Annotated in this window: 19 protein-coding genes; 5 read left to right on the top strand and 14 right to left on the bottom strand. The window is 58.4% G+C overall.

Annotated features, from left to right (window positions below; genetic code table 11):
* Positions 1-2 precede the first annotated feature (2 nt).
* From GSQ94_RS00905 to GSQ94_RS00895, 3 genes are all read right to left on the bottom strand, one after another.
* Positions 3-794, bottom strand: coding sequence for a tyrosine-protein phosphatase (locus tag GSQ94_RS00905; protein ID WP_158941438.1), 792 nt, complete (start codon positions 792-794; stop codon positions 3-5).
* A 41-nt stretch (positions 795-835) separates the two neighbouring features.
* Positions 836-1,534, bottom strand: a complete 699-nt coding sequence (gene purQ, locus GSQ94_RS00900) for a phosphoribosylformylglycinamidine synthase subunit PurQ (protein ID WP_158941437.1) — start codon at positions 1,532-1,534, stop codon at positions 836-838.
* A gap of 331 nt (positions 1,535-1,865) precedes the next feature.
* Positions 1,866-3,203 carry an alpha-amylase family glycosyl hydrolase gene (locus GSQ94_RS00895; protein ID WP_158941436.1) on the bottom strand — a complete coding sequence of 446 codons (1,338 nt, stop codon included), beginning with the start codon at positions 3,201-3,203 and terminating at the stop codon, positions 1,866-1,868.
* Positions 3,204-3,332: 129 nt separating this feature from the next.
* Between GSQ94_RS00895 and GSQ94_RS00890 the strand changes: the two genes are divergently transcribed.
* On the top strand, positions 3,333-3,809 hold the full coding sequence (locus GSQ94_RS00890) for an AI-2E family transporter (protein WP_158941435.1): 477 nt from the start codon (positions 3,333-3,335) through the stop codon (positions 3,807-3,809).
* A gap of 58 nt (positions 3,810-3,867) precedes the next feature.
* Here GSQ94_RS00890 and GSQ94_RS00885 read toward each other — a convergent pair whose 3' ends face one another.
* Positions 3,868-4,455 carry an isochorismatase family cysteine hydrolase gene (locus GSQ94_RS00885; protein ID WP_158941434.1) on the bottom strand — a complete coding sequence of 196 codons (588 nt, stop codon included), beginning with the start codon at positions 4,453-4,455 and terminating at the stop codon, positions 3,868-3,870.
* A 297-nt stretch (positions 4,456-4,752) separates the two neighbouring features.
* Here GSQ94_RS00885 and GSQ94_RS00880 point away from each other — a divergent pair, with 297 nt between their 5' ends.
* Positions 4,753-5,043, top strand: coding sequence for a YXWGXW repeat-containing protein (locus GSQ94_RS00880; RefSeq protein WP_158941433.1), 291 nt, complete (start codon positions 4,753-4,755; stop codon positions 5,041-5,043).
* A 335-nt stretch (positions 5,044-5,378) separates the two neighbouring features.
* Here GSQ94_RS00880 and GSQ94_RS00875 read toward each other — a convergent pair whose 3' ends face one another.
* On the bottom strand, positions 5,379-7,157 hold the full coding sequence (locus GSQ94_RS00875; RefSeq protein WP_158941432.1) for an ABC transporter permease subunit: 1,779 nt from the start codon (positions 7,155-7,157) through the stop codon (positions 5,379-5,381).
* Complete coding sequence (locus GSQ94_RS00870) at positions 7,154-8,506, bottom strand: nitrate/sulfonate/bicarbonate ABC transporter ATP-binding protein (RefSeq protein WP_158941431.1); 1,353 nt, start codon at positions 8,504-8,506, stop codon at positions 7,154-7,156. Before GSQ94_RS00870 ends, GSQ94_RS00875 begins: the two co-directional genes overlap by 4 nt.
* A gap of 172 nt (positions 8,507-8,678) precedes the next feature.
* On the opposite strand from GSQ94_RS00870, the gene GSQ94_RS00865 reads away from it, so the two are divergent.
* Positions 8,679-9,062, top strand: a complete 384-nt coding sequence (locus GSQ94_RS00865; protein WP_158941430.1) for a response regulator — start codon at positions 8,679-8,681, stop codon at positions 9,060-9,062.
* A 288-nt stretch (positions 9,063-9,350) separates the two neighbouring features.
* On the top strand, positions 9,351-9,731 hold the full coding sequence (locus GSQ94_RS00860) for a hypothetical protein (RefSeq protein ID WP_158941429.1): 381 nt from the start codon (positions 9,351-9,353) through the stop codon (positions 9,729-9,731).
* A 61-nt stretch (positions 9,732-9,792) separates the two neighbouring features.
* Here the strand turns inward: GSQ94_RS00860 and GSQ94_RS00855 are convergent, their stop codons facing one another.
* The 6 genes from GSQ94_RS00855 to GSQ94_RS00830 all read right to left on the bottom strand — a co-directional run bounded on the left by GSQ94_RS00855 (position 9,793) and on the right by GSQ94_RS00830 (position 18,265).
* Positions 9,793-10,401, bottom strand: coding sequence for a putative colanic acid biosynthesis acetyltransferase (locus tag GSQ94_RS00855; RefSeq protein WP_174240862.1), 609 nt, complete (start codon positions 10,399-10,401; stop codon positions 9,793-9,795).
* A gap of 11 nt (positions 10,402-10,412) precedes the next feature.
* Positions 10,413-11,615 carry a glycosyltransferase gene (locus GSQ94_RS00850; protein ID WP_158941428.1) on the bottom strand — a complete coding sequence of 401 codons (1,203 nt, stop codon included), beginning with the start codon at positions 11,613-11,615 and terminating at the stop codon, positions 10,413-10,415.
* Positions 11,616-11,661: 46 nt separating this feature from the next.
* Positions 11,662-12,915 carry a glycosyltransferase family 4 protein gene (locus tag GSQ94_RS00845; protein ID WP_158941427.1) on the bottom strand — a complete coding sequence of 418 codons (1,254 nt, stop codon included), beginning with the start codon at positions 12,913-12,915 and terminating at the stop codon, positions 11,662-11,664.
* Positions 12,916-12,968: 53 nt separating this feature from the next.
* On the bottom strand, positions 12,969-14,060 hold the full coding sequence (locus GSQ94_RS00840) for a polysaccharide biosynthesis/export family protein (protein WP_158941426.1): 1,092 nt from the start codon (positions 14,058-14,060) through the stop codon (positions 12,969-12,971).
* Positions 14,057-16,309 (bottom strand): polysaccharide biosynthesis tyrosine autokinase, encoded by a 2,253-nt coding sequence (locus GSQ94_RS00835; protein WP_158941425.1) that lies wholly within the window; start codon positions 16,307-16,309, stop codon positions 14,057-14,059. The genes GSQ94_RS00840 and GSQ94_RS00835 overlap by 4 nt, the downstream gene beginning before the upstream one ends.
* Before the next feature lie 273 nt (positions 16,310-16,582).
* Entirely contained in the window at positions 16,583-18,265 is a 1,683-nt protein-coding gene (locus GSQ94_RS00830) for a capsule assembly Wzi family protein (protein WP_254063499.1), read from the bottom strand.
* Positions 18,266-18,300: 35 nt separating this feature from the next.
* Here GSQ94_RS00830 and GSQ94_RS00825 point away from each other — a divergent pair, with 35 nt between their 5' ends.
* Entirely contained in the window at positions 18,301-18,441 is a 141-nt protein-coding gene (locus GSQ94_RS00825) for a hypothetical protein (RefSeq protein ID WP_158941424.1), read from the top strand.
* Between the two features lie 136 nt (positions 18,442-18,577).
* Here the strand turns inward: GSQ94_RS00825 and GSQ94_RS00820 are convergent, their stop codons facing one another.
* Entirely contained in the window at positions 18,578-19,459 is an 882-nt protein-coding gene (locus GSQ94_RS00820; RefSeq protein WP_158941423.1) for a thiamine pyrophosphate-dependent enzyme, read from the bottom strand.
* Between the two features lie 85 nt (positions 19,460-19,544).
* Positions 19,545-22,220: a pyruvate dehydrogenase (acetyl-transferring), homodimeric type gene (gene aceE, locus GSQ94_RS00815; protein WP_158941422.1), complete on the bottom strand. Its 2,676-nt coding sequence runs from the start codon at positions 22,218-22,220 to the stop codon at positions 19,545-19,547.
* Positions 22,221-22,260 lie beyond the last annotated feature (40 nt).

Below are 22,260 nucleotides of genomic sequence, written 5' to 3'. Positions count from 1 at the left end.
GGTTATTTCCCCAATATCCTGCGCCACCAGCTCTTTTCCTCTAAATTCTTGTAGAGTTTCAGAGGTTCCATCTGAGGCGGCATTGGTTTGCCGAGAAACACTGCCAGTGGATTAGAAACACATAGGAAGTGTGCATAGTCTGGGCCATATTTCTTTGCGACCAGTTCGAACGCCTCTCGCATCTTCGGCGCACGGGAGGTTGTGTTGTGCGCATCTGTTGCCAGGAAATGTACCCAACGGTTCTCGAGCAGCTCGTGTGCCATCCGTTCCGCATGTTTCCCCATACGTCCCAGCACTGATGCGGCGGTGACCTGCACCAGCACGCCCCGCTCCAGCCATTCTGCCACCCGCGCCTGATCGTTCTGCAGCGTCGGGTTCCTCTCAGGATGCGTCAGAATTGGTGTCAGGCCGGTGAGCTGCATCTGATAAAAGATCTCGGTTAGGCCTCGTGGCAAGCCGTAGTCCGGAACCTCCACTAACAGATAACCCAAGCCGTTGATGCTGAACTTCGTCGGGTCATCCTTGGCTTCCTGAATGTTTTCGTAGGACATATGGAAGTCGCATCCGCGGCCAAGTTTTATGCCTACTGCGTGACGATCGAGAAGGGACTGCAACTCGGCGATCTTCGCGTCGATGACAGGTGCGTCGTAGAAGTACTGGCCATTAGAGTGTGGCGAACAGACGATATGAGTAATTCCATCTGCGGCTGCCATCTTGGCCATGGCCATGGATGTTTCGAGGGTCGAAGCACCATCGTCCATGCCCCACAGAAGGTGATGGTGAATGTCAATCATCGCGTGATCAGGTTACCACTGCGCCTTTTGAAGTTGCAGCCTTAGCGGGCCGAAGCCAGAGACTCGGCCATAGCCTGGAAGAGCAGCAGACCGTCCGCGGAGCCGAGCAGGGCTTCGCTGGAGCGGTCGGGATGGGGCATGAGTCCAAGCACGTTGCGGCCCTCGCTCAGGATTCCCGCGATATTCTCCAGTGATCCGTTGGGGTTTGCATCGGAGGTCACGGTGCCATCGGGGGTGGTGTAGCGGAAGGCGATGCGGTCTTGTCTTTTCAGCGTTTCGAGCGTGTCTGCGTCGCAGAAGTAGTTGCCTTCCATGTGGCCGATCGGCATTTTGAGGACATGTTTGTGAGGGAGGCTGTGGGTGAAGCGGGAGTTGGTTGTTTCGGTGCGGAGGAAGGTTTGTTTGCAGATGTAGCGCTGGTTGGCGTTGCGCATGAGAGCGCCCGGGAGGAGGGCGGCTTCGCAGAGGATCTGGAATCCGTTGCAGATTCCCATGACTAATCCTCCGGTTTGGGCGAATTTCTTTACGGATTGCATGACTGGCGCAAAGCGTGCGATAGCGCCGGTTCTGAGGTAATCGCCGTAGGCGAAGCCGCCGGGGACGAGGATGGCGTCGCAGCCCTGAAGGTCTTCGGAGGCGTGCCAGAGGTAGGTTACGGGCTGGTGCGCGATCGCGTCGACGACGTGGTGGGTGTCATGGTCGCAGTTGGACCCGGGGAAGACCAGAACGCCAAATTTCATGTTTTAAGGATAGCATTGGCGTTTTGCGGCTGGAAGATGCGAAAAAAGTCTGGTTGTGGTGGAGGGTGCGGTTTTACAGGGGGTTTATGGTTTTCCACCGTGCAAAACCATGGTTTTTTGCTGGTGTGAGCGTGGTGTTTTGTGTGGCTGACGTGGCGTCTTAGCAACGTGTTTTTGGGGTGCTTAAAATACGCCACTTTTTCTAATTTATTTTTGGAGACAATCCACTGCGCGTGGGGCGGTCACTTCGTGACTTGTATAGCCCTTCGGGTGGCGCTCCCGCTGGTCGCGATTGGATACTTTGGCGGCCACCGGGAGCGTTCGGAGTGACTTAGACCGGGGCGTAGATGGCGAAGCCGCGGGGAGGAGCAGGGAACTCGGAGTTGCCTTCGGCGTCGGTGGTTCTCTCGTCAGGGTGCGCGGTGTCGTGGCCATCCCATGCGATGGGGGCGAACTTCTGATTTGGCCACTTTGTCTTGACCGAGGTGCCAGACCACTTGTCGCCGAGGTTGTTCAGGACATAGATCAGCCCAGGCTGATCGACGCTGTCATCCTTGAAGCCGACGCGCTGCATGATGTAGAGATCGGGATCGGCATGGAGAATCTGCGAGTCGCCGCCGGCATACTTATGGTGGGCGATGATGAGGGCGTCTATCCCGTTGGGCGTGAGAGGCCGGGCAAGACCGTTGTTGTAGTAGTCGTACCAGAAGATGCTCGGGTATCCCTCGTGCACCATGATGAAGGAGTAGGCCATCATCTTGTCGTTGATGATCGCGTTGTCACCCATGTCGTGGTTGTCGACGAAGGTAGCCGCATGCAGAGGACGCTTCATGACGACGGCACCGCCATCGGTCAGGTTGCGGAGATCGTAACCCGGCTTGTCGCAGACGTCTTTCAGTTTGTATCGCAGCGGAAAGTCAAAGGCTGCAATCTGGGTGTCGGTAATTTTGTTGACCCGGTCGAGCCATTGGTCGATATCTTCCGTGCCTGACCAGTACTCTCCGACGACGTAGGGAGTGAACTCATTGCCGTCTTTGACGTAGCGGTACTTCGCCAGCAGGCCGATGATCCACGCGCCGAAGCCTTTGACGAAGTCGAAGCGGAAGCCGTCGAAGCCGAGCTCTTCGATGAGGAAGCGGGCGTACTCGAACATGGCAGTGTAGACGGCGGGGTTGCGGTGGCAGAGGTGAGGGAAGCCGGCGAAGTTTTCGCCTTCCATCATGACCTGTTCGTAGCGGCTGGGGTGGAAGCAGTTCCAGTCGCGGGGAAACTTGCCGCTCGCAGGGTTGAACTTGGTCCAGCGTTTCTGACCGTCGAGAGGATTGACCTCTTCTTCGTCTGCGCCCGAGTTGTGGTTGAGTACCATGTCCGCATAGAGGCCAATGCCGTTGGCGTGTGCTTTGGCGATCAGAGCTTCGAGCTCTGCGCGGTTGCCGTAGAAGGTTTTGGTGCCGCCCTTCTGATCGAAGTCGCCTAGGTCGAAGTAGTCGTAGGGATCGTAGCCCATGGAGGTATCGCTGGATGCCTTGCAGACGGGAGGCAGCCAGAGGGCATTGAAGCCGGCTCTGCCAAGGTCGTCTACTTTTTCAGCGACGAAGTTCCACCACTCGTGTTCTTTTTTATCGTGCTTGGGTGCATCCCAGTAGAACGCCTGCATCATGACAGCCATCGGTAGTGCTCCATTGCTCGCTGTTTGCGCGAGCGTCTCCACTGCAGCTGCAATCTCCGCAAGGATTGTTAGGTTGATTTATAGTTCTGCTTCAGCAAGTCAGATGCGGCACAGGACGATCAGGTTGGTATGGACATCCGAAACAGCAACACGACGACTCATCTCAAGACGGCTGGTGGAGCTTTGCTCAACTGGTGGCGCGCCGCTACGCTCGATGGGTTGATCGTCGGCGTGCTGTGGCTGGTTGGGCTTGAGTTGATCCGGGTCCCGTTTGCGCCGCTGTGGGCAATTCTTGGTGGGATCCTGCAGATCGTTCCTACGTTTGGGGGAATGGTTGCGCTGATTGGGCCGGTTCTCGCGGTTGCGTTCAGCGGACATGATGAGTGGCGGCTGGGGCTGGTGCTTGGGTTGTATGGGTTGATTGTGATTCTTGAGGGGCTGGTGATCGGGCCTTACGTGCTGCACCGTACTACGAAGGTGCCGTGGTGGGCGGCGTTTCTTGGGCCTATTGTGCTGGGGATTGTGATTCCGTTCTGGGGTGTGCTGCTGGCGCCTCCGCTGCTGGCGGTGGTGTTTGCGTTTTGGAAGCCGAAGCCTTCTGTCTAAAGGGACGTGTACGCGCCATGAAGGATAGGGCAGGATTTCCGGAACGACGCGCAATGGACTAGAGCTTGAGGAAGTCGGCGGCTGAGAGGACTATAGCCCGCGACGGGAATAGCCGCTCGATGAGCGCGTTATGCAGGTCCGTATCGAGGTCGGCGCAACAGTCCTTTATGACTACGAGGCGGAGGTCAGAGTCGCTAGCCTCAAGAAGAGTAGAGAGGACAACGCCGCTTGTGGCGATGCCGAAGAGTACAAGTGTGTCCAGATGGTTGGCGCGAAGAATCATAGCGAGATCGGTGCCGGTGAAGGCACTGACTCGATGCTTCGTTATGATGATCTCGGTTTCTGTGGGAGCCAGCGTCGGATGGATGGTCCCTAATGGTTCCTCAAATATCTTCTGATGTTGTGGAGAGGTCTTGATTGCACCGAAGAGCTTGTTGTGGGGGCTCACCTCAGGGAGGCCAGGTCGAAAACCGACTTTGACGTGAATGACGGTCATATCCGCGGCACGCGCATGATTGAGCACGCTGGCGGCGCGCTCCAGAAATGCGTTCTGATCGTTTTTGGTATAGATCGACACGATGGCGGACTGGCAGTCCATGCTGAGGATGGCAGTGCGCGCGGGATCAAGACGGAACGCGTCAGACATGAGAACTCCAAGAGTTGTGGCAGGGGCTTCCTGCGGGTCAATTCTCTTTGATTAGACACCGGCTCAGCTTCAAGTGTTTCTCCTGTATTTCTATTTGCTGTGAGGAGGAATGGGCACTGACTTGCTGCCGGTGCTGATTAGGTTAAAGTCAATCCTCCTTCGCATTGTGCCGCAACCCATGTATTGTTTTTGTGTTCTAACAAGAGAACGACGGAGACGGTTTTATGATCTTCGGGATATTTGGATGAGTCGTTAATCTGCAGTAAGTTTTGTTGTGCGAACCAAGAAAGGTATTTCATGCTCAAGAAACTTGCAGTGCTCGCGTTGTTTTCTTCGCTCTTGCCCCTGGCGTCTCAAGCACAGGTTGTGATTCGTGTCGGTCCTCCGGCACCTATTGTGGAGCATTACGGTCCCCCGCCACGGCCGGGATATGTTTGGCAGGGCGGATATCATCGCTGGGATGGACAGCGGTATGTGTGGACTCCGGGGCACTATGGTCGTCCTCCGCGTGCGGGAGCGGTGTGGGTGCCGGGTAGCTATGACCGGTGGCATGGCGGCTATCGCTATCACCGTGGATACTGGCGCTAGAGCGTTTTTTTGCGGGATGGAGTACGAAAGCTTTCTGGCTTTCGTACTCCTTTTTGTTTGGGATTGGTTGAATGGTTTGGGGAGAAAACAGAAGCAGATTCCTACGGGATGACAACAAAAGAACTGACACCGGCAACGAGAGAAGCAGATCCCTGCGGGATGACAACAAAGGGACAATCAACGGATAACGGCAACAGCAACGACAACCACAGCTGCGACAGCAAGTGTTAAATACGGGGGTCTCTCCACTGCGTCGCACGATGAAGCCGTGCGACTTCGGTCGAGATGACGGTTCCTTCTCTACGGGTCAATTGCCAAGGGTCAGCCGGCAGTGCTCAGGCACCTAGTTTGTAGCGGGTTTCGGCGAGGCGGAAGAGGGGGCGCCAGACGAGGCGGTTGGTGGTGACGACCATCAGGGCCATGACCATGGTGGCGAGCAGCAGGACGGGAAAGCGGCCGCCGCCGGTGGCTTCGCTGATGATGGCACCGAGGCCTATGGTCTGGAGGATCTGGCCCTTGATGGGGAAGTACTCGGCGATGATGCTGGCGTTCCAGGCTCCGCCTGAGGCTGTGACCAGACCGGTGATGAGGTAGGGAAAGATGCCGGGGAGGATGACGGTCTTCCAGCGCTGGATACGGCTAAAGCGGAAGAGCGTGGCGACTTCCTTGAGGTCGGAGGGGATGGCGATGGCTCCGGCGATAACGTTGAAGAGGATGTACCACTGTGTGCCTAGGAGCATGAGGGCGATGGAGCCGATGCCCATACCGCCGCCGATGCGTACCAGAGCCAGGAGAAGAACGGGAAAGAGCGCGGTGGCGGGGACCGAGGCTGCGATCTGCGCGAGGGGTTGCGCGATGCGGGCGAGGCGTGGGCTGGAGCCGATGGCTACTCCGACGGGGATGGTCCAGGCGGAGGCGAGCAGAAGAGCAAGGTTGACGCGGAGGAAGGTGGCGATGGCCCCCTGGAAGATGTGAAGGTAGGCGGCTCCTGGAAGTGGGCGAAGCAAGGCTACGGCTTGAAGGGCAGCGTAGAGAACGGCGGCGGCGATGACGATCACGAGAACGATACGAACGACAATCGATAGCAGGCGGGATTGAGGTCTGCTGGTGGTTAGCTGACGCAGCTTGGCGATGCGGTGCTTGGCGAGTCGGGTGTAGAGGCTCTCGGTGAGGGGGTCTACGAGGCGATGGCTGAGGCTGGCGAGGGCGGTCGATTGGGTGAGGAGATGGAGGATGGGTGAGGTGATGCGCTTGCTGCTCTCGACCTGCTCGAACTTGAACTTGTCGCTCCAGGCGATGAGGGGTCGCCAGACGAGCTGGTCGGTGGCGACGATGATGAGGATCATGACGGCGAGTCCCCAGCAGATAGCGACTCCGTTGCCTGCGTCGGCGGCGGTCTGGAGGTAGGAGCCGAGGCCGGGGAGGCGGAAGTCGCGGGAGCCGAGGTGAAACATCTCGCAGGCCATGAGGAAGAACCAGGCTCCGGCGACGGACATGATGGAGTTCCAGATGAGACCGATGGCGGCGTAGGGCAGCTCCAGTTGAAAGAGGCGCTGGACGCGCGAGAAGCAGTAGATGTTGGTGGCTTCCATGAGCTCGCGGGGGATGCTCTTGAGGGAGGAGTAGAAGCTGAAGGCCATGTTCCAGACTGAGCCGGTGAAGATGAGGACGATGGCACCCATCTCGACGCCGAGCTGGCGGGTGGGGAAGAGGGCGATCATGGCGAGCATGACGGGCGGAAGAAAGCTGAGCACGGGGATCGATTGCAGGATGTCGAGGATCGCAATCATGACTTTTTCGGCGCGCTGGTTGTAGGCGGCGATGTAGCCGTAGGAGATGGCGAAGAGCAGGCTGAGAAGATAGGCAAGGCCGATGCGGACGACGGAGTAGAAGGCGTAGTGGGGCAGGGCCCGCGGGCTGAGCGAGACGATGAACTCGGGCTCGGGGCGGCCAGCCCAGAACATGGCGATGCGGACGACGGCGTAGAAGCAGGCGAGGCCGATGGCAGCGATGCAGAGATCGAGAAAGAAGGGCCAGCCACGCTCGAGGACCTGGGTGCGAGCCAAGGTCTCACGCGGCTGCAGGCGACTGAAGCGGTCGGGGAGATGAATCATGCATCGATCTCCGCGGCGGTGCTTTCGTTTGCCTCCTGATGGAGCTTTTCGGATTGGATGAAGCGGCGGCGGGAGGCATCGTAGTCGAAGAGCTCGGCGTATCGTCCCCAGTTGATAGCGGTCTCGAGTTGGCGGAGGGTCTCTTCTTCGCTAAACTGCTCGTCGAGCATGTCGTGAAAGAAGTCCTCGGGGACGCTGCGGTCGCTCTTGGATTCGATGGCACGGACGATCTGGCGCAGCAGGAGCACATTCTCCACGGCGGCGGTGCGAAAAAGCTCCTTCTGGCGGAGGATCTCCGAGTTGGCGTACTCGGTGCCGGTAGGCGTGATGGCGGCGTCTCCTTCGGTGACGGTGAGGAAGCCGAGGAGCTGGGCGGCATCGACGATGGGAAGGAGATCGTCGATCTCGAAGGCGAGGTCGTCGGCGAGGCGGTAGATATCGTCCTTGCCGTTGTGGTCGAGCACGAGCTCCAGCAGGCCTGCGATGCCGCCGGGACGGGCATGAGGCAGCATCTGATAGTGCATCTGACGCTGGTCGCGGACGGGCTTTCCGGTAGAGGTCTGCGGGAGGGCGGGAGGCTGCGCGTCGGGCTGGGTGAGGACCTTGTAGATGTAGTCGACGAGCTGGGTGAAGGAGGTTGCTTTGCGATCACGCGGGTGCTGGAGGGAGACGCGGAAGTCGGTTCGCACGTGGCCGGGGTTGCGGCCGAGAACGATGATGCGGTCGGCGAGGAGGACGGCCTCTTCGATGTTATGGGTGACGATGAAGATGGCCTGGGTGGGGATGGTTTTGTTCTGCCAGAGCTCGAGGAGTTCACTGCGCAGGTTTTCGGCGGTGAGGACGTCGAGGGCAGAGAAGGGCTCGTCCATGAAGAGGACTTCAGGTTCGACGACGAGGGCGCGGGCGAAGCCGACACGCTGCCGCATTCCGCCGGAGAGCTCCTTGGGGTAGGCTGCCTGAAAGCCGTCGAGGCCGACAGTGTCGAGAATCTTCATGCTGCGTTTGCGGCGCTCGGCTGCGTCCATGCCGCGGGCCTTGAGAGGGGCTTCGACGTTTTCGAGCACGGTGAGCCAAGGGAAGAGCGCGAAGCTTTGAAAGACGATGGAGACGTTGACGTCGGCGGTCGCGATGGGCTTTTCGTGCCAGTAGACCTCGCCGGCCGAGGGAGCGGAGAGGCCAGTCAACATTCGCAGGAGCGTGGATTTTCCGGAGCCGGAGGGGCCAAGCAGCGCGACGATCTCTCCGGTCGCGATGGACAGATCGGTAGGCGAGATAACCTGAATGCGGTTCTCACTGGGTTGCGCGTAGTATTTTTCGACACGTTCTGCACGTATGATGGCTGGCTGCATAGGAGATTAATGGTACGGGAAGCGGTCGGTGAGATTTTGTGGCGGTTTATGCATCAACCACCTCTGCGCTCAGCGTATCATTACTGTGTAGGCGAAGTATGAACCGACCCGTCTGCGTACGCGAAAATTTAAAACTGAACTTTGAACCTTCTACTTTTGGGGAAAATTTAGCATGGCAGATTTGACTACCACCGCACCACCCAAGCCCAAGGTATTGGTTGCTGATGACGAGCAGGTGATTGCGAATACTCTTGCAATCATTCTCAATCAGGCCGGCTTTGAGGCACGCGCTGTATTCAGCGGTGAAAAGGCCGTCGAGGCACTTGATAGTTTTGTGCCCGATATGCTGATCAGCGACGTGATCATGACCGGGATGACCGGGATTGAAGCGGCTATCATCACACGCAACAAGCTTCCGAAGTGTAAGATTCTCCTTTTTTCAGGTCAGGCCGCTACTGCAGACCTGCTTGAAAAGGCTCGCGCGCAAGGACACGAGTTCGAGATTCTGGCTAAGCCGGTTCATCCGACCGATCTTCTGGCGAAGCTACGAGGATAGATTTCCGGCAGGCTGGAGATTTAAAAGACAGCGGGACTTCGGTCCTGCTTTTTCTTTATGGGTAGAGCGGGAAGTCAGAACCCCTATGATGGCACTCACATGAGCACAAAGAATAGCAGACTGCATGTTTCTGAGTTACAGCCTCTGCTGTATTGCGCAGGCGGAATAGCGTCCACTCTCCCCCTTTTTATAACTAGCTCTGACTTAAGCGGCCTGCTTTTCTTTGTTGTCGCAGTTCCCCTTGTAAGCATTAGCCTACTCGTTCTGGCGATTCGAAGAAGAGGCCGAATGCGCCTGATAACTACGGCTGCTTTAATCTTTTATTGGTTTATTTCAGTAGTGATATTTAGGCATTTTTCTGAGGTACGTGATGCAAGCCGATGGTTCTTGCACGCAAAAGCATACAAAGCTCGTGTTATGGCATTACCACTCTCCGCGAATGGAGAATTCAGACATGTCGAATGGGAAGGATGGGGATTTGCTGGTGCCGGAGATACGGTTGTTTACCTTGTTGCCGATCCAAGCGATTCACTCATGACACCAGCCGAGACTCACTTGATCGGCAAATTTGGCGGAATACCGTGCCCGGTCTACCGCATTCACCATCTTGAGAGTCACTGGTATACCGTTGCCTTCTACACAGATACCGATTGGGGTCATTGTGAGTAAAGGTCGATTTGTTATTCAGCTGTAGCGGACTCTAACGCTTTATTTTGTTCAGTAAATGGACTCATTCGATATTGGAGTCGACGGGGAATTGTTTGCGGTCTTTTACTTTGACTGCGGGTACACCTGCGTAGACAGTCCAGGCCTCGAGGCTGCGGGTGGCGACAGATCCCAGGCCAAGGACTGCTCCTTCGCCTACATTCACGCCTGGCGCAACGGAGGCGCGAGCACAGATCCACGCGTAGGCCCCGATATTCATCGCATAGGCGATGAGGGGGAAGGCGGGATCGTCATAGTCATGAGTGGCAGCGCAGACGTAGGCCTCCTGAGAGAGGATGGCGTGGGAGCCCAACGTGACCGGGGCAGGATTGTAGATCTCCGCGCCATCACCAGCCGTGACCTGATCGGCGCAGATGAGATTCCATGGCGCCCAGACCTTCGACTTCGGATAGAAGTGACAGTCTTTTCCCATCTTCGCTCCAAAGAGTCGAAGCAGGAAGGCTCTCCAGGAGTGTAACGGTCTTGGTGACATTTTATAAAAGATTGCCCAGCAGAGGTTCCAGTTGAGTCGCCGGAGGCGGTCGTTCAGCGAGAATGCGGGCCGCAGATAGGGGTCTGCGGCGGTGTCGGCCGAGATATGATCCGCCGCATTGTAGTGAACTTGTTTTGGCATCGGGACTGCCTTTACTGGGTTTCCACTGCAGTGGGAGTGAGAACCGTAGCTGTTCCAAAGAGACGGATGATTGCCTTTGCGTTTTCGCGCATGTCGTAGCGGCGATGGAAGCACTGGTAGGCGAGCTCGGCCATATGTTGCCGCTCGGCGATGGTCATTCCAATCCAGCCCTTGAGCAGGCGCAGGGTGCCGTCGAGGGTGTCCAGCTCCATCAGGCCGGCACCATCTTCTGCTATCTCTTCGGCGATATTTACCTTGTCGGCAAGCAGTACCGGCTTTCCGCAGGCGAGCGCTTCGGCGACCGCGATGCCGAAGTTCTCCTGATGCGAGGGCAGAATGAAGGCCTCGGAGCCGAAGAAGGCTCCCCACTTGGCGTCGCCGGTGACCATGCCGGGCCAGAAGACGCGATCCTTGATTCCTGCGCCGGCGGCTGTCGCCTTGAGCTTTGCGCTCCACTGTTGCTGATCGGGGCCAGCCATTACAAGATAGAGATCGGGGTCGTCTGCGGCGACTTTTGCAAAGGCGTCGATGAGGAGGTCGCAGCCTTTTTTGCGATGGATGCGCCCGAGAAAGAGGAGATATCTTTTGCCCTTTGCCTCAGGGCATTTTGCGAAGAATGCTCGTTTCTGGGCGTCGGGATCGCCTGTTGGACCACTGGCTCCGTAGGGCACGACGTAGGCGTTCCAGCGATGCAGCCAGAAGCTCTGCTCGGCCAGCCGCTTCTCTGCCTTGGAGGTGAACAGAACGCGATAGGCTCCACGCAAAATCCAGTATTCGGCGGGGATCCAGTACAGCCACTTCTTGATGTGCTTGAACGGGAATGCATGCTTGAAGTAGGGGTCGAGCATGCCGTGGGTGAAGACGACATAGGGGGTGTTGCCGGCGAGGGTTCGCCAGGCGGCGTAGCCACAGTACTGCCAGAGCCCGTTGACGACGACACCGTCGAAGCGGTGGCGGTTATCTCGCAGCCAGGGCAGGAGCCTGGAGTTGAATCCGTAGGTGGTGTTGGTGGGTCCGAGTGCGTGGACCGGGAATCCTACATCGTTGAGGTAGGGCGCGGAGGGATCGTCGAGGGTTACCACCTCGCCGGTGTAGCCGATAGGGCCGTAGCTTAGCAGAACTCGCACAGACTCGGTAGGACCACCTGCCTCCGGGTTCAGCGTTCCAATTATGTGCAGAATCCGCATCACTGTTTGACCGTCACCCTTAAACATAGCAGCAGGAATTTGCGGGGGGAGCTACAACTTATGGAGTGTGCCCTCATGGCTTCAGCCTGCGTGTTACGGCTGCGATCGCTTGTCGCAGGCCGCGAATATCTTCTTCATAGCTCCACGTTTGAATTCGCTCTAGGCCGCGCTGACCCATTCTGGCGGCAGTCTCGGGCGTGGCCAGGACTTTCTTCAAGGCGTCGGCGAGAGCGGGGACGTCGCCGGCTGGGAAGACACAACCTTCGACTCCATCTGTAACCAGGTCCGCCTGACTGCCTACTTCGTTCGAGACGATCACAGCACGTCCTGCGTTCATGACTTCGTTGACGATGAGTCCCCAGGGCTCGTGCCGCGAGGGCAGGACGAAGACGGTTGCGATGTCGAAGAATCGTGGTAGCTCGGACTGGTTCCTGAATCCGCAGAAACGTACTCCTGCGATGCCGCTCTCGGCGACCTGCTTCTCCAATGCTGCGCGCTCCTCTCCATCTCCAACGATGACGAGGTAGGGATGCGGTTCGATGCCGGGAGCCGGTGACAGATTTCGGTAGGCCTCTACGAGATCCTGGCAGCGCTTCCGGCTCTGCAGTTTGGAGGCGAATAGAATGATGGGCCGTGAGGGATCCAGGTTCAACTCTTTTAATAACTCTGCTCTACGGGCGTGCGCTTCGCGGCTGCGGCTCTGAAAATATTGATTGTCGACAGCGTAGGGCATGGGGAACTGGGGGAAGTCTTCGCCGAGATAGTAGCGCCAGTAGTCTTCGTTGAGCGTGCCGATGGGCAGAGTGGCATCGACCAGACCGCGCAGGAGCTTGAAGAATAGCTGCTTGACGATAAGCCGTGGGCCGCCGCGCGGGCGATCTCCGAGCCACGGCTCTGCGCGAAGCAGGACAGGGATGCCGAGTGATCTTGCGGCAAGCATGCCCTGCATGGTGTTTACCGCGGAGTATCCGTGGACCCAGAGGACGTCAAAGCGATCGAGTCCGTTGCGCCCACGCAGGCGGCTGAAGATACCGCGGTTGATGGGGCTTAGGGCGCCTGGGCTGGCGGTGTCTCGGAGAAGGGGGAGGAACTCGTAACGGTATCCGTCCAGCAAGGGCACGTCCCACTTGACGCCTACGCCGAAGCCCACGTCCTTGTAGTCGCGGACGGAGAAGTCGGAGCCGAAGAAGACGGTGAGATCGATGTCCGGCTCCTGGGCGATTCGCCGCAGCAGCGGAGCCTGGTACTGGATCGGATGACTCACCAGATAGGCCAGTCTCACCTTATTCGTCAATCTGCGGCCTACCTCTGAAGAAGCTGAAACCATATTTTGTGTGTCTCTCGGCACGGTGTGGGCCGGGGGAGAACGAGAGTGTTCCGTTATTGCTGGACCGCCAGGATCAAGATGGACACGATGCCCAATAGTGTTGAAAGTCCTCCCGAACTGATTGCAGCCTTCATCGGGCTCGTCGGCAGGAAGACAATATCCTCGGATTGGAGTACGGGGTCCGGCACCTTGCCATTGATCACCTTCTTGATGTCGACGCGCACGACCTGGCGGGTGAAGCCGGTGGTGCGGATAATTCGAAGGTCGTTGAATCGGCCTTCGAAGAGAGGACCGCCAGATAAGGCCGCCACCTTCATCAGAGTGAGGGGAGAGTTTTGTTGCAGAGGCACTGCTCCCTGAGTCTTGAAGGCGCCCAGCAGATAGACCACGCCTACGCGGGGAACGATGATGGTGTCGCGTGGAAAGATCGGTATGTCGGCCAACTGACTCTTGGCGGGATCGGTTCCGAGATCGACGACGATAGGCTCTGCGACTCCATAGCGATGAATGGTGATGACGTGGCTTGCGGTTGCGGGAAGTCCACCTCCCCCTGCGCCTGCAACCACCGTCGTCGCACTGGCGCCGCCGCCGCCGCCACCGCCTCCTGCGGCCGCCAGGACTTCATAGAGTCTGCGTTGTCCAAGAATCGGCACAATGCCATGGATCTCGCCTACGAGTGTGACCACTTGATTCGGAGAATCTGTGAGCTGCACCGCAACTTGCGGGTCGCGAAACATGCCAGCTGCGATCAGCTTCTGAGCGATCAGATCCTGAGCTTGATGGACAGTCAGGTCGTTGAGGGTGAGGCTGCCAATCAACGGAAGCTGAACCGTGCCGTCGAGCCCGATACGTACCACTGGGGCATAATCTGCATTTCCGAAAATCCGAACTGTGAGAATGTCCCCCGTTCCCAGATAGATATCGCGATTTGCAGGAAAGAGAATCGCGGGGTCGGTCGTGATCGTGATGGGAGGGTTGACTTCAGTCGAGATGCCCAGCGCGGGTCCGCTGAACTGAGCCTGAGCCATGGGGCCGGCGAGGGCCAAGAGAACGAGCATGACTGAGGCAAGCAGAGCTCTTGACCAGAGGCGCTGAGTTGGGCGCGTGGAGGCATTGGTGGGGAGAGCTGCGTAGTTCCGTGTCATTGTTTCTTCTCCCCGGCTTTGCTTTGATCGCCCCCCGCTGACTGAGCTTCCCAACTATCGGAATCGACACTCGCGTAGGAGTAGCCCGAATATCCGTAGTAGCCGTAGTACTCGGGGGAGTTCAGATCCACCGCGTTCAGTACGATTCCGGTGATAGCAGCGCCGGAGCGGAGCAGAAGATCTCTGGCTCTACGCACAACGTGTTTGCTCGATTTGCCATGACGGACGACCAGGACGACGGCGTCTGCCTGGCGGGCGAGGATCACACCGTCGGTGACGGAGAGGATGGGTGGAGAGTCGATGACGATGTAGTTGTAGAGCTCTCCACAGCGCTTGAGGATGGTCTCCATCGCCTCCGAACTGAGCATCTCGGTGGGGAAGGGGGGAACCGGGCCGCTGGGCAGAATGTCGAGATTTGGAATCTCGGGCACTCTCTGCACGGTGTCCTCGAGCAGAGTTGCGCCGGTCAGGACGGTGGTAAGACCGATCTTGCCGTTGAGGCCGAAGCGATGATGAATGTTGGGACGGCGAAGATCGCCATCGATCAGTAGAACGCGGGTGTCCCGCTGCGCCAGAATCGCCGCAAGATTGCTCGCTGCCGTGGTCTTTCCTTCGGAGGGCGTGGCGCTGGTCAGCACGATGAACTTTGGCGGATGCCCGGTGTTCGAGAGCAGGAGCGAGGTACGCAGAGAGCGGAAGGCTTCGGCAAACTGCGACTTGGGTTGAGTGAGGATTCCGATATTCCGTTGCGCCGTCGTGAGGGTTGCTGCCTGATCGACGGAGGATTTACGCGCGCGCGGAATGATGGCGAGGGAGGGCAGCTCGGTGATGCTTTCTATCTCCGCGATGCTGCGCAAGCCTGTATCGAGGCTCTCCATGAGGAAGGCGATGACGATTCCGCCAAGGAGGCTGAAGACCAGAGCCGTGATAATTACGGTCGATTGGGGGCGCAGGATCGGGTCAGCCGGAGGCAGGGCTTGATCGACGACGTCGACCTCAAGAGACTCCAGCCCGGACTGCACGCTAGCTGTACGCAGGCGGGACTGCAGGCTGTCATACAAGGTTCGGTTAGCCTCATACTCCCGTTCGCGCAGGGTGTATTCGACCAGTTGATCTCTGAGCTTGTAGGCATCGGATTTCTGGGACTCAAGAGCAGCTGTGGTCTGGGCCTCATTGGCCTGGGCGACAATGAAGCTTTGCTTGGCCTGTACGACCAGGCGATTTTGCTCTTCATCGATCTGCTTGATGTACTCGTCGATCTGGGCTTTCTGGGCCTTTGCCTGGGGATGGTTTGGGCCCAGGGACGCCTCGAGGGTAGCGTAGTTTGCCTTTGCGGCGGCTAACGCCCCTCGCAACGTGTTGAGCTCACCCGGCGCTGTACCTGGCGTCGTATCGATGGTGCCTTCGATCGTGTTCGGATCCATGCCGCTGACGACGCGGTAGCGGGCTTCGGCGATGATGCGGGCGAGCTTCGCCGCGCCTGCCGCTTTGGCAAGATCGTCGAGGGAGGCGCTGATCTGGTTGTGTGTCGGATCAAATCCCAGGATGCCAAGACGACGCTGCATGTCCATCATCTGTTCCTGCGAGGTCTCGACCTCTTGTTTCAGGCCTTCGAGTGTGCCGGAGAGCCAGACCGAGACTCGCTGCGATGATTCAAATCGCGTCTGGTAGCTTCGCTGCACATAGTCAGAGATGACTTTGTTGACGATGTCGGCTGACAGCTTCGCATTCAGACTGCTGTAGCTGATCCGGATGATGTCGGTCTTGGGGACGAGCGCGACGCGCAGATTGCTCTGGATGCGATGGACCGTGTCCTGCCTAGTTTCTCCGTCTTCGAGGTTGGCGCGTGGGTTCGGAGCTTTTCTTTCCAGGAAGTCGCCGTTGTTCGCGAGGTCCATCTCGCGACAGACTGTCAACATCAGCGAATCGCTCTTTAGAATCTCGATCTCGCTGAGCATCTTCGTGCTGGAGTCGCCGCCATACCCCTGGACTGCGCTGACCTTGTACTCGTTCGACGATCCCGACCGTACCTGAATTAGTCCATACGACTCATATAACTTTGGCTGGGACTCTGCCTTGTAGATGCCATACACCAAACCAAGCAGCACTGCGATGATCAGGATCAGCTTACGCTTCCGAAGCACGATCAAAGCTTCAGACAGCGTGGTATCTGTAACCGTCGTGCTAAACCCTGCCTGATTGGTTTCCGGAACACCGACAAGCGGCGGCTTCGTATTTTGAGAACCCATTCGTTCTAGTCTACCCGAGCAAACCTTCAGGAAGAAGGATTAGATGCACATCGGGCTTTATAGGGTCCAAAGGTGTATACCCAGGTGCAAAAAGGTCTTACGTACAAGCGCGGATCTTTCGGCCAGGGGATTTTTCCGAGGCCTTGGTTGCCCACTGAGCCGATTGGGCGGCTAGCGCAAGGTGCCTCATGGTGAAGAACTGCAAGAGCAGATTCCCTTCGGGAGTGACAACAAAAAGAGCGAAAGCGAGTGTGCACCAACTGCGGCGTTGCTCTAATGCTGCGGGTAACTGCGCAGCTTGGGATACCAGGTGAACTGTGCAGCGATCGACGTGTTTTTCTGCAGGCCGGGCTTGTAGATCGGCGCTTTCCATCCCTCGTATTGAACCCATGCGTTGAGCTCTACGTCGCGTCCAAGCCGCTTGACGACACTTGCCTTGAACTGGTTCTGCGTGGTGCCGCCGGGGATGAAGTTCGCCGGAGTCTTCTTGTTGAGATACTCCAGCTGGAGCCATTCGTTTCCTGAGATGTGATAGGTCAACCACGCCTGGCCGCCCTTGGCTTCGCGACCAATCCAGTCTCCAAGGATGAAACCTTTGTTGGTGTACCCCTGCACCTGTACGACCTCCCAGTAGGCGAACTGGCCTCGGCTTGCGGCGCCGACTCCTGGATCGGTCGATACGGCTTCTACCCTGAAGTCCAGCTTCCTGAGCCTGGGGATCTGGGAGAGGTAGAGTCCAGTTCGGAAGGAGGCGCGGCGCGGCGCACTGATAGGAGTGACGTCGTCGTGAGAGATGGTGTCTGCGTAGAAGGTGACGTAGCGGCGGAGGAGCGGCAGACGATAGGAGGCGCTGAAGTCGCTGAATCGCGCACCTGGGTCATTGGGCGAGTTCTTCTCTCCGGGATTGGTATCGTTTGGATCGAAGAAGCCGTGGAAGAAGGTATGCAGGGTGACCGGCTCATGCCCGTTGCCGCCCCAGATGATCGTTCGTTCGAAGCCAAACTCGAAGTTTTCGGTGGGGCGGAACGAGAACATTTCTGCATGGATCCAAGGCGAGCGCGGAACAGTGTGCCCGCTCAAAGGCCCAACGAAGAAGTCGTACCGGACTGGCCCGAGAACCTTCGAAACGAAGGGGATGCTGAGTGGTTCTACGCGGTTGATGCGGAAGGAGTAGGTGTTTTCGGCGTTGTTGCTCCATGCCAGGGAGCTGCCGGTGGCCGGACCTAGCCATGCGTCACTCTTTCCGCCGGAGATCTCGTGCCCCAGCACGTGAACCGAGGCGTAGGCTTCGACGAGACGGAAGGGGTTCTGCGCCACGATCTGACCTGCCGGGAGAGTGTCCTGCGGTCCGGAGTAGTTGATCTCGTCGATGAAGTTGAGCTGCGAGGCAAGGCTGTCGGAGTATCCGACCGCGGAGGGGGCATGTTGATACTCTCCGCGGACGTAGAGCGAGAATGGCCCCCACTCGTTGGTCGTGGAGGCTCCGGCGATGCTGTTGAACCCGGATTGGTAGGGGCGGCCGTAGTCGTTATTGATGGTCTGGCCAAGATGGAAGCTGTCGCGCAGGACGGGACCGTCGATACCCAGCAGGCGAGTGTAGGAGGAGTCCAGTCCGTAGACCAGGGCGCGGGAGTAGATGCCGGGATCTTCGGCGCTTAGCTCGGCGAACAGCTTCGCCAGAATGTCCTGAGCCTCCTCGTTGTCACTGTTGACGATGTCGCTTTGCGAAGCCTCGAGCATGTGCAGGACGGCGCGCCTTGAGTAGGGGCGCATGCCGAGGAACATGGTGTTGACGAATCCCATGGAGTAGAGCCGCGACAGTGCGGGATAGACCCAGCTATCAACCGGGATGTAGGTCGATCCCAGCTCGTCGGTGGGTATCTTTTGATCTTCAGGAGCGTAGCCGGCGTAACCGATGTAGGGCTTTTCGGGGGTGGTCTGGGCGGGTGGGACCACAGGCTGGGGCGAGGGCGCAGGAGGAGATAGAGACGGTGAAGATTGCTGTGGCTGAACGGCGTAGGGCGGTGCGCTGGGTATTGACTGAGGGGAAGCTGGCGCTGCTATTGGCTCCGATGGGGGAGGAGCCGGGACCTGGGCTGGGGATGGCGTCTGCGCGAACGCTGTTGAAGTAGCGCAGAGAGTCAGCGCCGCAAAACAAAGAGAAGCCTTGATCCGCACTTACACCTCAATCCCGGGGCATGAAACGCCACTACCAGTGTAACCGGGCATAACGTTCCTATTAGAGTTACCAAAGGATGACGGGAGAGCTCAATGTTCAGTGGATGAAATCAGATTATGAAGGCGCCCGTCGGCTCGATCGAGCCACGCCTGGGTGCATAGCTTGCGTCCGAGCAGGAAGGCTTTCATTTGCAGCAGAGGATCGCTGGCAGCGCCGTTCCGGTTGCTCCCGGGGTACTGTTTGCATTCAATCAGTACAGGTCCACCGCCTCCTCGGATTCTTCCCAGCGACTCCTGAGTTACACGGTAGAGAGCGACGGCATCGTTTGCATCTACGGGAATTCCCGGCATCCCCCATCCACGAACCTTAGCGCTTAATTGGGGTACGCGATCTTGCTTTGCCCTGTTGGGCAGAACGACGAAGATTATTGGTAGGTCCAGTTTGGAGGCGAGTTGGATAATCTGTTGCCACTCTTTCCTGCCTAACTCTTCGTGTCCGACGTATGCGACCACGACGCTGCCTCGCTTCAGCGTCTGGAAGGAGAGGGCTGCTCCCATAGCCATGCGCAGCCGGTCACCTGGATCTTCTACCCATGGCAGCACACGGGCCAAGGCGGCTTCGCGGACCAGCTTTCTGGCGTCGAGCTTATTTTGCTGAAACTCTGAGACCCGGTTGAGGAGGGATTTGATTTGAGTCTTCGAGAGGGGACCGGAGATGAGATCCATGACGACTCCCGGGTGCGAGTCGCACACCAGATCTCCCGGCAGGAGATCGAGTGCCGTGCTCACCCGGCAGGCCTCCTGGCCTCGCGTGGAGGTGAGCCGGCGCTTCGGCTTTGTACGCTTCCGGAGTCCGGTGATGTGGTCAGCGATGTGTTCGTCCAGGGCTCTTGCGTCCGCCATCACGCTATACATCTGCAACAGCTTCTTATTCGGCACCAGTGGATTTTCGTACAGCCCCGCGTCGGTCAACCAATCCTCCATATAGCTTTAAAGTTACAAAACGAGAGGGTCCCGCAAGGAACCCTCTTCGTCATCTCAACAGATTTAAACGGTCTCAAGCCCGTGCCGGGTCTTTAGCTTCTACGTCGAGCCCCAGCTCAGTCATTGCTTTTTGTGCGGCCTTGGCTTTGAACTTGCCTTCGCGCGCCAGCTTGGAGAGCGTGGCTCCGACGATGGCCTCAGCGCTGACCTCGAAGTGTCTGCGCAGATGTTCGCGGTTGTCACTTCGGCCGAAGCCGTCTGTGCCGAGTGTAACCAATCGCGAAGGCAGCCACGGCGAGAGCAGATCCGGCACCGACTTCATGTAGTCGCTGGTAGCGATGATGGGTCCGGCTGCGGATCCGAGTGCTTTCATAATGTACGGCACCTTCTCCTTCTCTGCAGGATGGAGCCTGTTCCAACGCTCGATCGCCAGGGCGTCGCGGCGCAGCTCGGTGTAGCTGGTTACGCTCCACACGTCTGCATGCACGCTGTACTCTGTCGCAAGAATCTCCTGCGCGCGAAGTACTTCGTTGAGGATCGGACCACTGCCGAATAACTGAGCCGTCGCCTCTTCTGACGCGGGCTTCAGCTTATAGATGCCGCGCAGAATGCCTTCTGCCGAGCCTTCGGGCATCGGCGGCATGGTGTAGTCCTCGTTGTACATAGTGATGTAGTAGAAGCAGTCTTCCATGTTTTCGTACATCCGCTTGATGCCGTCCTGAATGACTACGGCCAACTCGTAGACGAAGGCTGTGTCGTAGGTGATGCAGGTGGGAACGGTGCTCGCGAGCACGATGCTGTGGCCGTCCTGGTGCTGGAGTCCCTCGCCGAGCATGGTGGTGCGGCCAGCGGTGCCGCCCATCAGGAAGCCTTTGCCGCGTGAGTCCGCGAAGGCCCAGACCATGTCTCCGATGCGCTGGAAGCCGAACATCGAGTAGTACATGTAGAAGGGAATCGACGGCACCTTGTAGTTGACGTAAGCCGTACCAGCCGCGGTGAACGAGGCCATCGAACCAGCTTCGGTGATGCCCTCTTCGAGGATCTGCCCGTCCTTGTCTTCTCGGTAGTAGAGCAACATGTCAGCGTCGTGGGGCTGGTACTTCTGGCCCTCGGGAGCGTAGATGCCGACCTGGCGGATTGCCGACTCGAGGCCGAAGGTGCGGCCTTCGTCGGGGACGATCGGCACGATCAGCCTGCCGATTGCGGGGTCCTTCATGAGGTGGCGCAGGATGCTGACAAAGCCCATCGTCGTCGAGACGGCGCGCTTGTTCGATCCGGCAGTCCACTCGGCGAAGTAGTCCAATGGGGGGGCTTTGAAGTCGCTCTTTGGCACCTCGCGTGTGGGGAGGTAGCCGCCCAGCTCCTTGCGGCGCTGCTGCATGTAGACGATCTCGGGCGCGTCCTGCGCGGGACGGTAGAAGGTGCCGGCCTTCGCGGCCTCCTCGGGGATCGGAATTTCGAACCGCTTCACGAATGCGGCGAGGCCATCGTCGGGGAGCTTCTTTTCAGAGTGAGTTGCATTGCGTGCCTGCGCCGAACCCAGGCCGTGGCCCTTGACGGTCTTCGCGAGAATTACGGTTGGGCCGCCCTTGTGGTCCACGGCACGCTTGTAGGCGTTGTAGATCTTCTTGCGGTCATGTCCGCCGCGACGAAGCAGGGACAGTTGCTCGTCGGTCATATCCTTGACGAGCTCGAGCAGCTCTGGATACTTGCCGAAGAAGTGCTCTCGCAGGTATGCCCCGTCTTTGGCCTTGAAGGTCTGGTATTCGCCATCGACGCACTCTTCCATTCGGCGCAGCAAGAGGCCGGTGTGGTCGCGTTCGAACAGAGCGTCCCAGTCGGAGCTCCAGATGACTTTGATGACGTTCCAGCCTGCGCCGTGGAAGACGCCTTCGAGTTCGTCGATGATGCGCTTGTTGCCACGCACCGGCCCGTCGAGCCGCTGAAGGTTGCAGTTCACGACGAAGACCAGGTTGTCGAGCTTCTCGCGTGCGGCAACCGAGATGGCGCCCAGGCTGTCGACCTCGTCGGTTTCGCCGTCGCCTACGAAGGCCCAGACCTTGCGGTCGGTCGGCTCGATGAGCTTGCGGTTTTCCAGATAGCGCATGAAGCGCGCCTGGTAGATCGCGTTCAGTGGGCCGATGCCCATGGAGACGGTGGGGAAGTTCCAGAAGTCCGGCATCAGCCAAGGGTGCGGATAGGAGCTGAGCCCCGGCGTTTCGCGCAGCTCGTGGCGGAAGTTCTTCAGCCGGTCGTCATCGAGCCGGCCTTCGAGGTAAGCACGCGCATAGACGCCCGGTGAAGCGTGGCCCTGGAAGTAGACGAAGTCGCCTGGCTGCTCCTTGCCGCCGACGTTGTACTTTGCATGGAAGAAGTGATTGAAGCCGACCTCGAGCAGAGTTGCGAGTGAGGAGTAGGTGGAGATGTGGCCACCGATCCCGGCATCCTTCTTGTTCTGGCCGTGAACCATGGCCATTGCGTTCCAGCGGATGAGGCTTTCGACGCGGCGCTCCAGCGCCGGGTCGCCGGGGTAGGGAAGCTCGTCGTGCTTGGGAATGGTGTTGCGGTAGGGGGTAGTGAGCTCGCTTGGCGTTGGGACCCCGGCTTCGTGAGCGCGCTGCCGCAGGGCTCCGAGGAGCTCTGCGCCCTGCTCCCAATCTGCAGCTACGACATCGTCAAACGCTTCAATCCACTCGGAGACCTCTGCAGTAAAGTCCTCTTTGGCGGCTTCTTCCAGTTTTGTTGTCATAAGTCTTTCGCTGCTCCAGTCAGACGTCCCTGCGCCCACG

It is taken from the genome of Granulicella sp. S190, assembly GCF_009766095.1.
GTDB lineage: Bacteria > Acidobacteriota > Terriglobia > Terriglobales > Acidobacteriaceae > Edaphobacter.
Note: the sequence above shows the minus strand (reverse complement) of the source record. Positions and strands in the feature narration are given on the sequence as shown.

What these genes read in the sequence shown, in the direction of transcription:
- GSQ94_RS00905 (WP_158941438.1), bottom strand. Translation starts at nt 794, where the DNA reads ATGATTGACATTCACCATCACCTTCTGTGGGGCATGGACGATGGTGCT.
- purQ (WP_158941437.1), bottom strand. Translation starts at nt 1,534, where the DNA reads ATGAAATTTGGCGTTCTGGTCTTCCCCGGGTCCAACTGCGACCATGAC.
- GSQ94_RS00895 (WP_158941436.1), bottom strand. Translation starts at nt 3,203, where the DNA reads ATGGCTGTCATGATGCAGGCGTTCTACTGGGATGCACCCAAGCACGAT.
- GSQ94_RS00890 (WP_158941435.1), top strand. Translation starts at nt 3,333, where the DNA reads ATGGACATCCGAAACAGCAACACGACGACTCATCTCAAGACGGCTGGT.
- GSQ94_RS00885 (WP_158941434.1), bottom strand. Translation starts at nt 4,455, where the DNA reads ATGTCTGACGCGTTCCGTCTTGATCCCGCGCGCACTGCCATCCTCAGC.
- GSQ94_RS00880 (WP_158941433.1), top strand. Translation starts at nt 4,753, where the DNA reads ATGCTCAAGAAACTTGCAGTGCTCGCGTTGTTTTCTTCGCTCTTGCCC.
- GSQ94_RS00875 (WP_158941432.1), bottom strand. Translation starts at nt 7,157, where the DNA reads ATGATTCATCTCCCCGACCGCTTCAGTCGCCTGCAGCCGCGTGAGACC.
- GSQ94_RS00870 (WP_158941431.1), bottom strand. Translation starts at nt 8,506, where the DNA reads ATGCAGCCAGCCATCATACGTGCAGAACGTGTCGAAAAATACTACGCG.
- GSQ94_RS00865 (WP_158941430.1), top strand. Translation starts at nt 8,679, where the DNA reads ATGGCAGATTTGACTACCACCGCACCACCCAAGCCCAAGGTATTGGTT.
- GSQ94_RS00860 (WP_158941429.1), top strand. Translation starts at nt 9,351, where the DNA reads ATGCGCCTGATAACTACGGCTGCTTTAATCTTTTATTGGTTTATTTCA.
- GSQ94_RS00855 (WP_174240862.1), bottom strand. Translation starts at nt 10,401, where the DNA reads ATGCCAAAACAAGTTCACTACAATGCGGCGGATCATATCTCGGCCGAC.
- GSQ94_RS00850 (WP_158941428.1), bottom strand. Translation starts at nt 11,615, where the DNA reads ATGTTTAAGGGTGACGGTCAAACAGTGATGCGGATTCTGCACATAATT.
- GSQ94_RS00845 (WP_158941427.1), bottom strand. Translation starts at nt 12,915, where the DNA reads ATGGTTTCAGCTTCTTCAGAGGTAGGCCGCAGATTGACGAATAAGGTG.
- GSQ94_RS00840 (WP_158941426.1), bottom strand. Translation starts at nt 14,060, where the DNA reads ATGACACGGAACTACGCAGCTCTCCCCACCAATGCCTCCACGCGCCCA.
- GSQ94_RS00835 (WP_158941425.1), bottom strand. Translation starts at nt 16,309, where the DNA reads ATGGGTTCTCAAAATACGAAGCCGCCGCTTGTCGGTGTTCCGGAAACC.
- aceE (WP_158941422.1), bottom strand. Translation starts at nt 22,220, where the DNA reads ATGACAACAAAACTGGAAGAAGCCGCCAAAGAGGACTTTACTGCAGAG.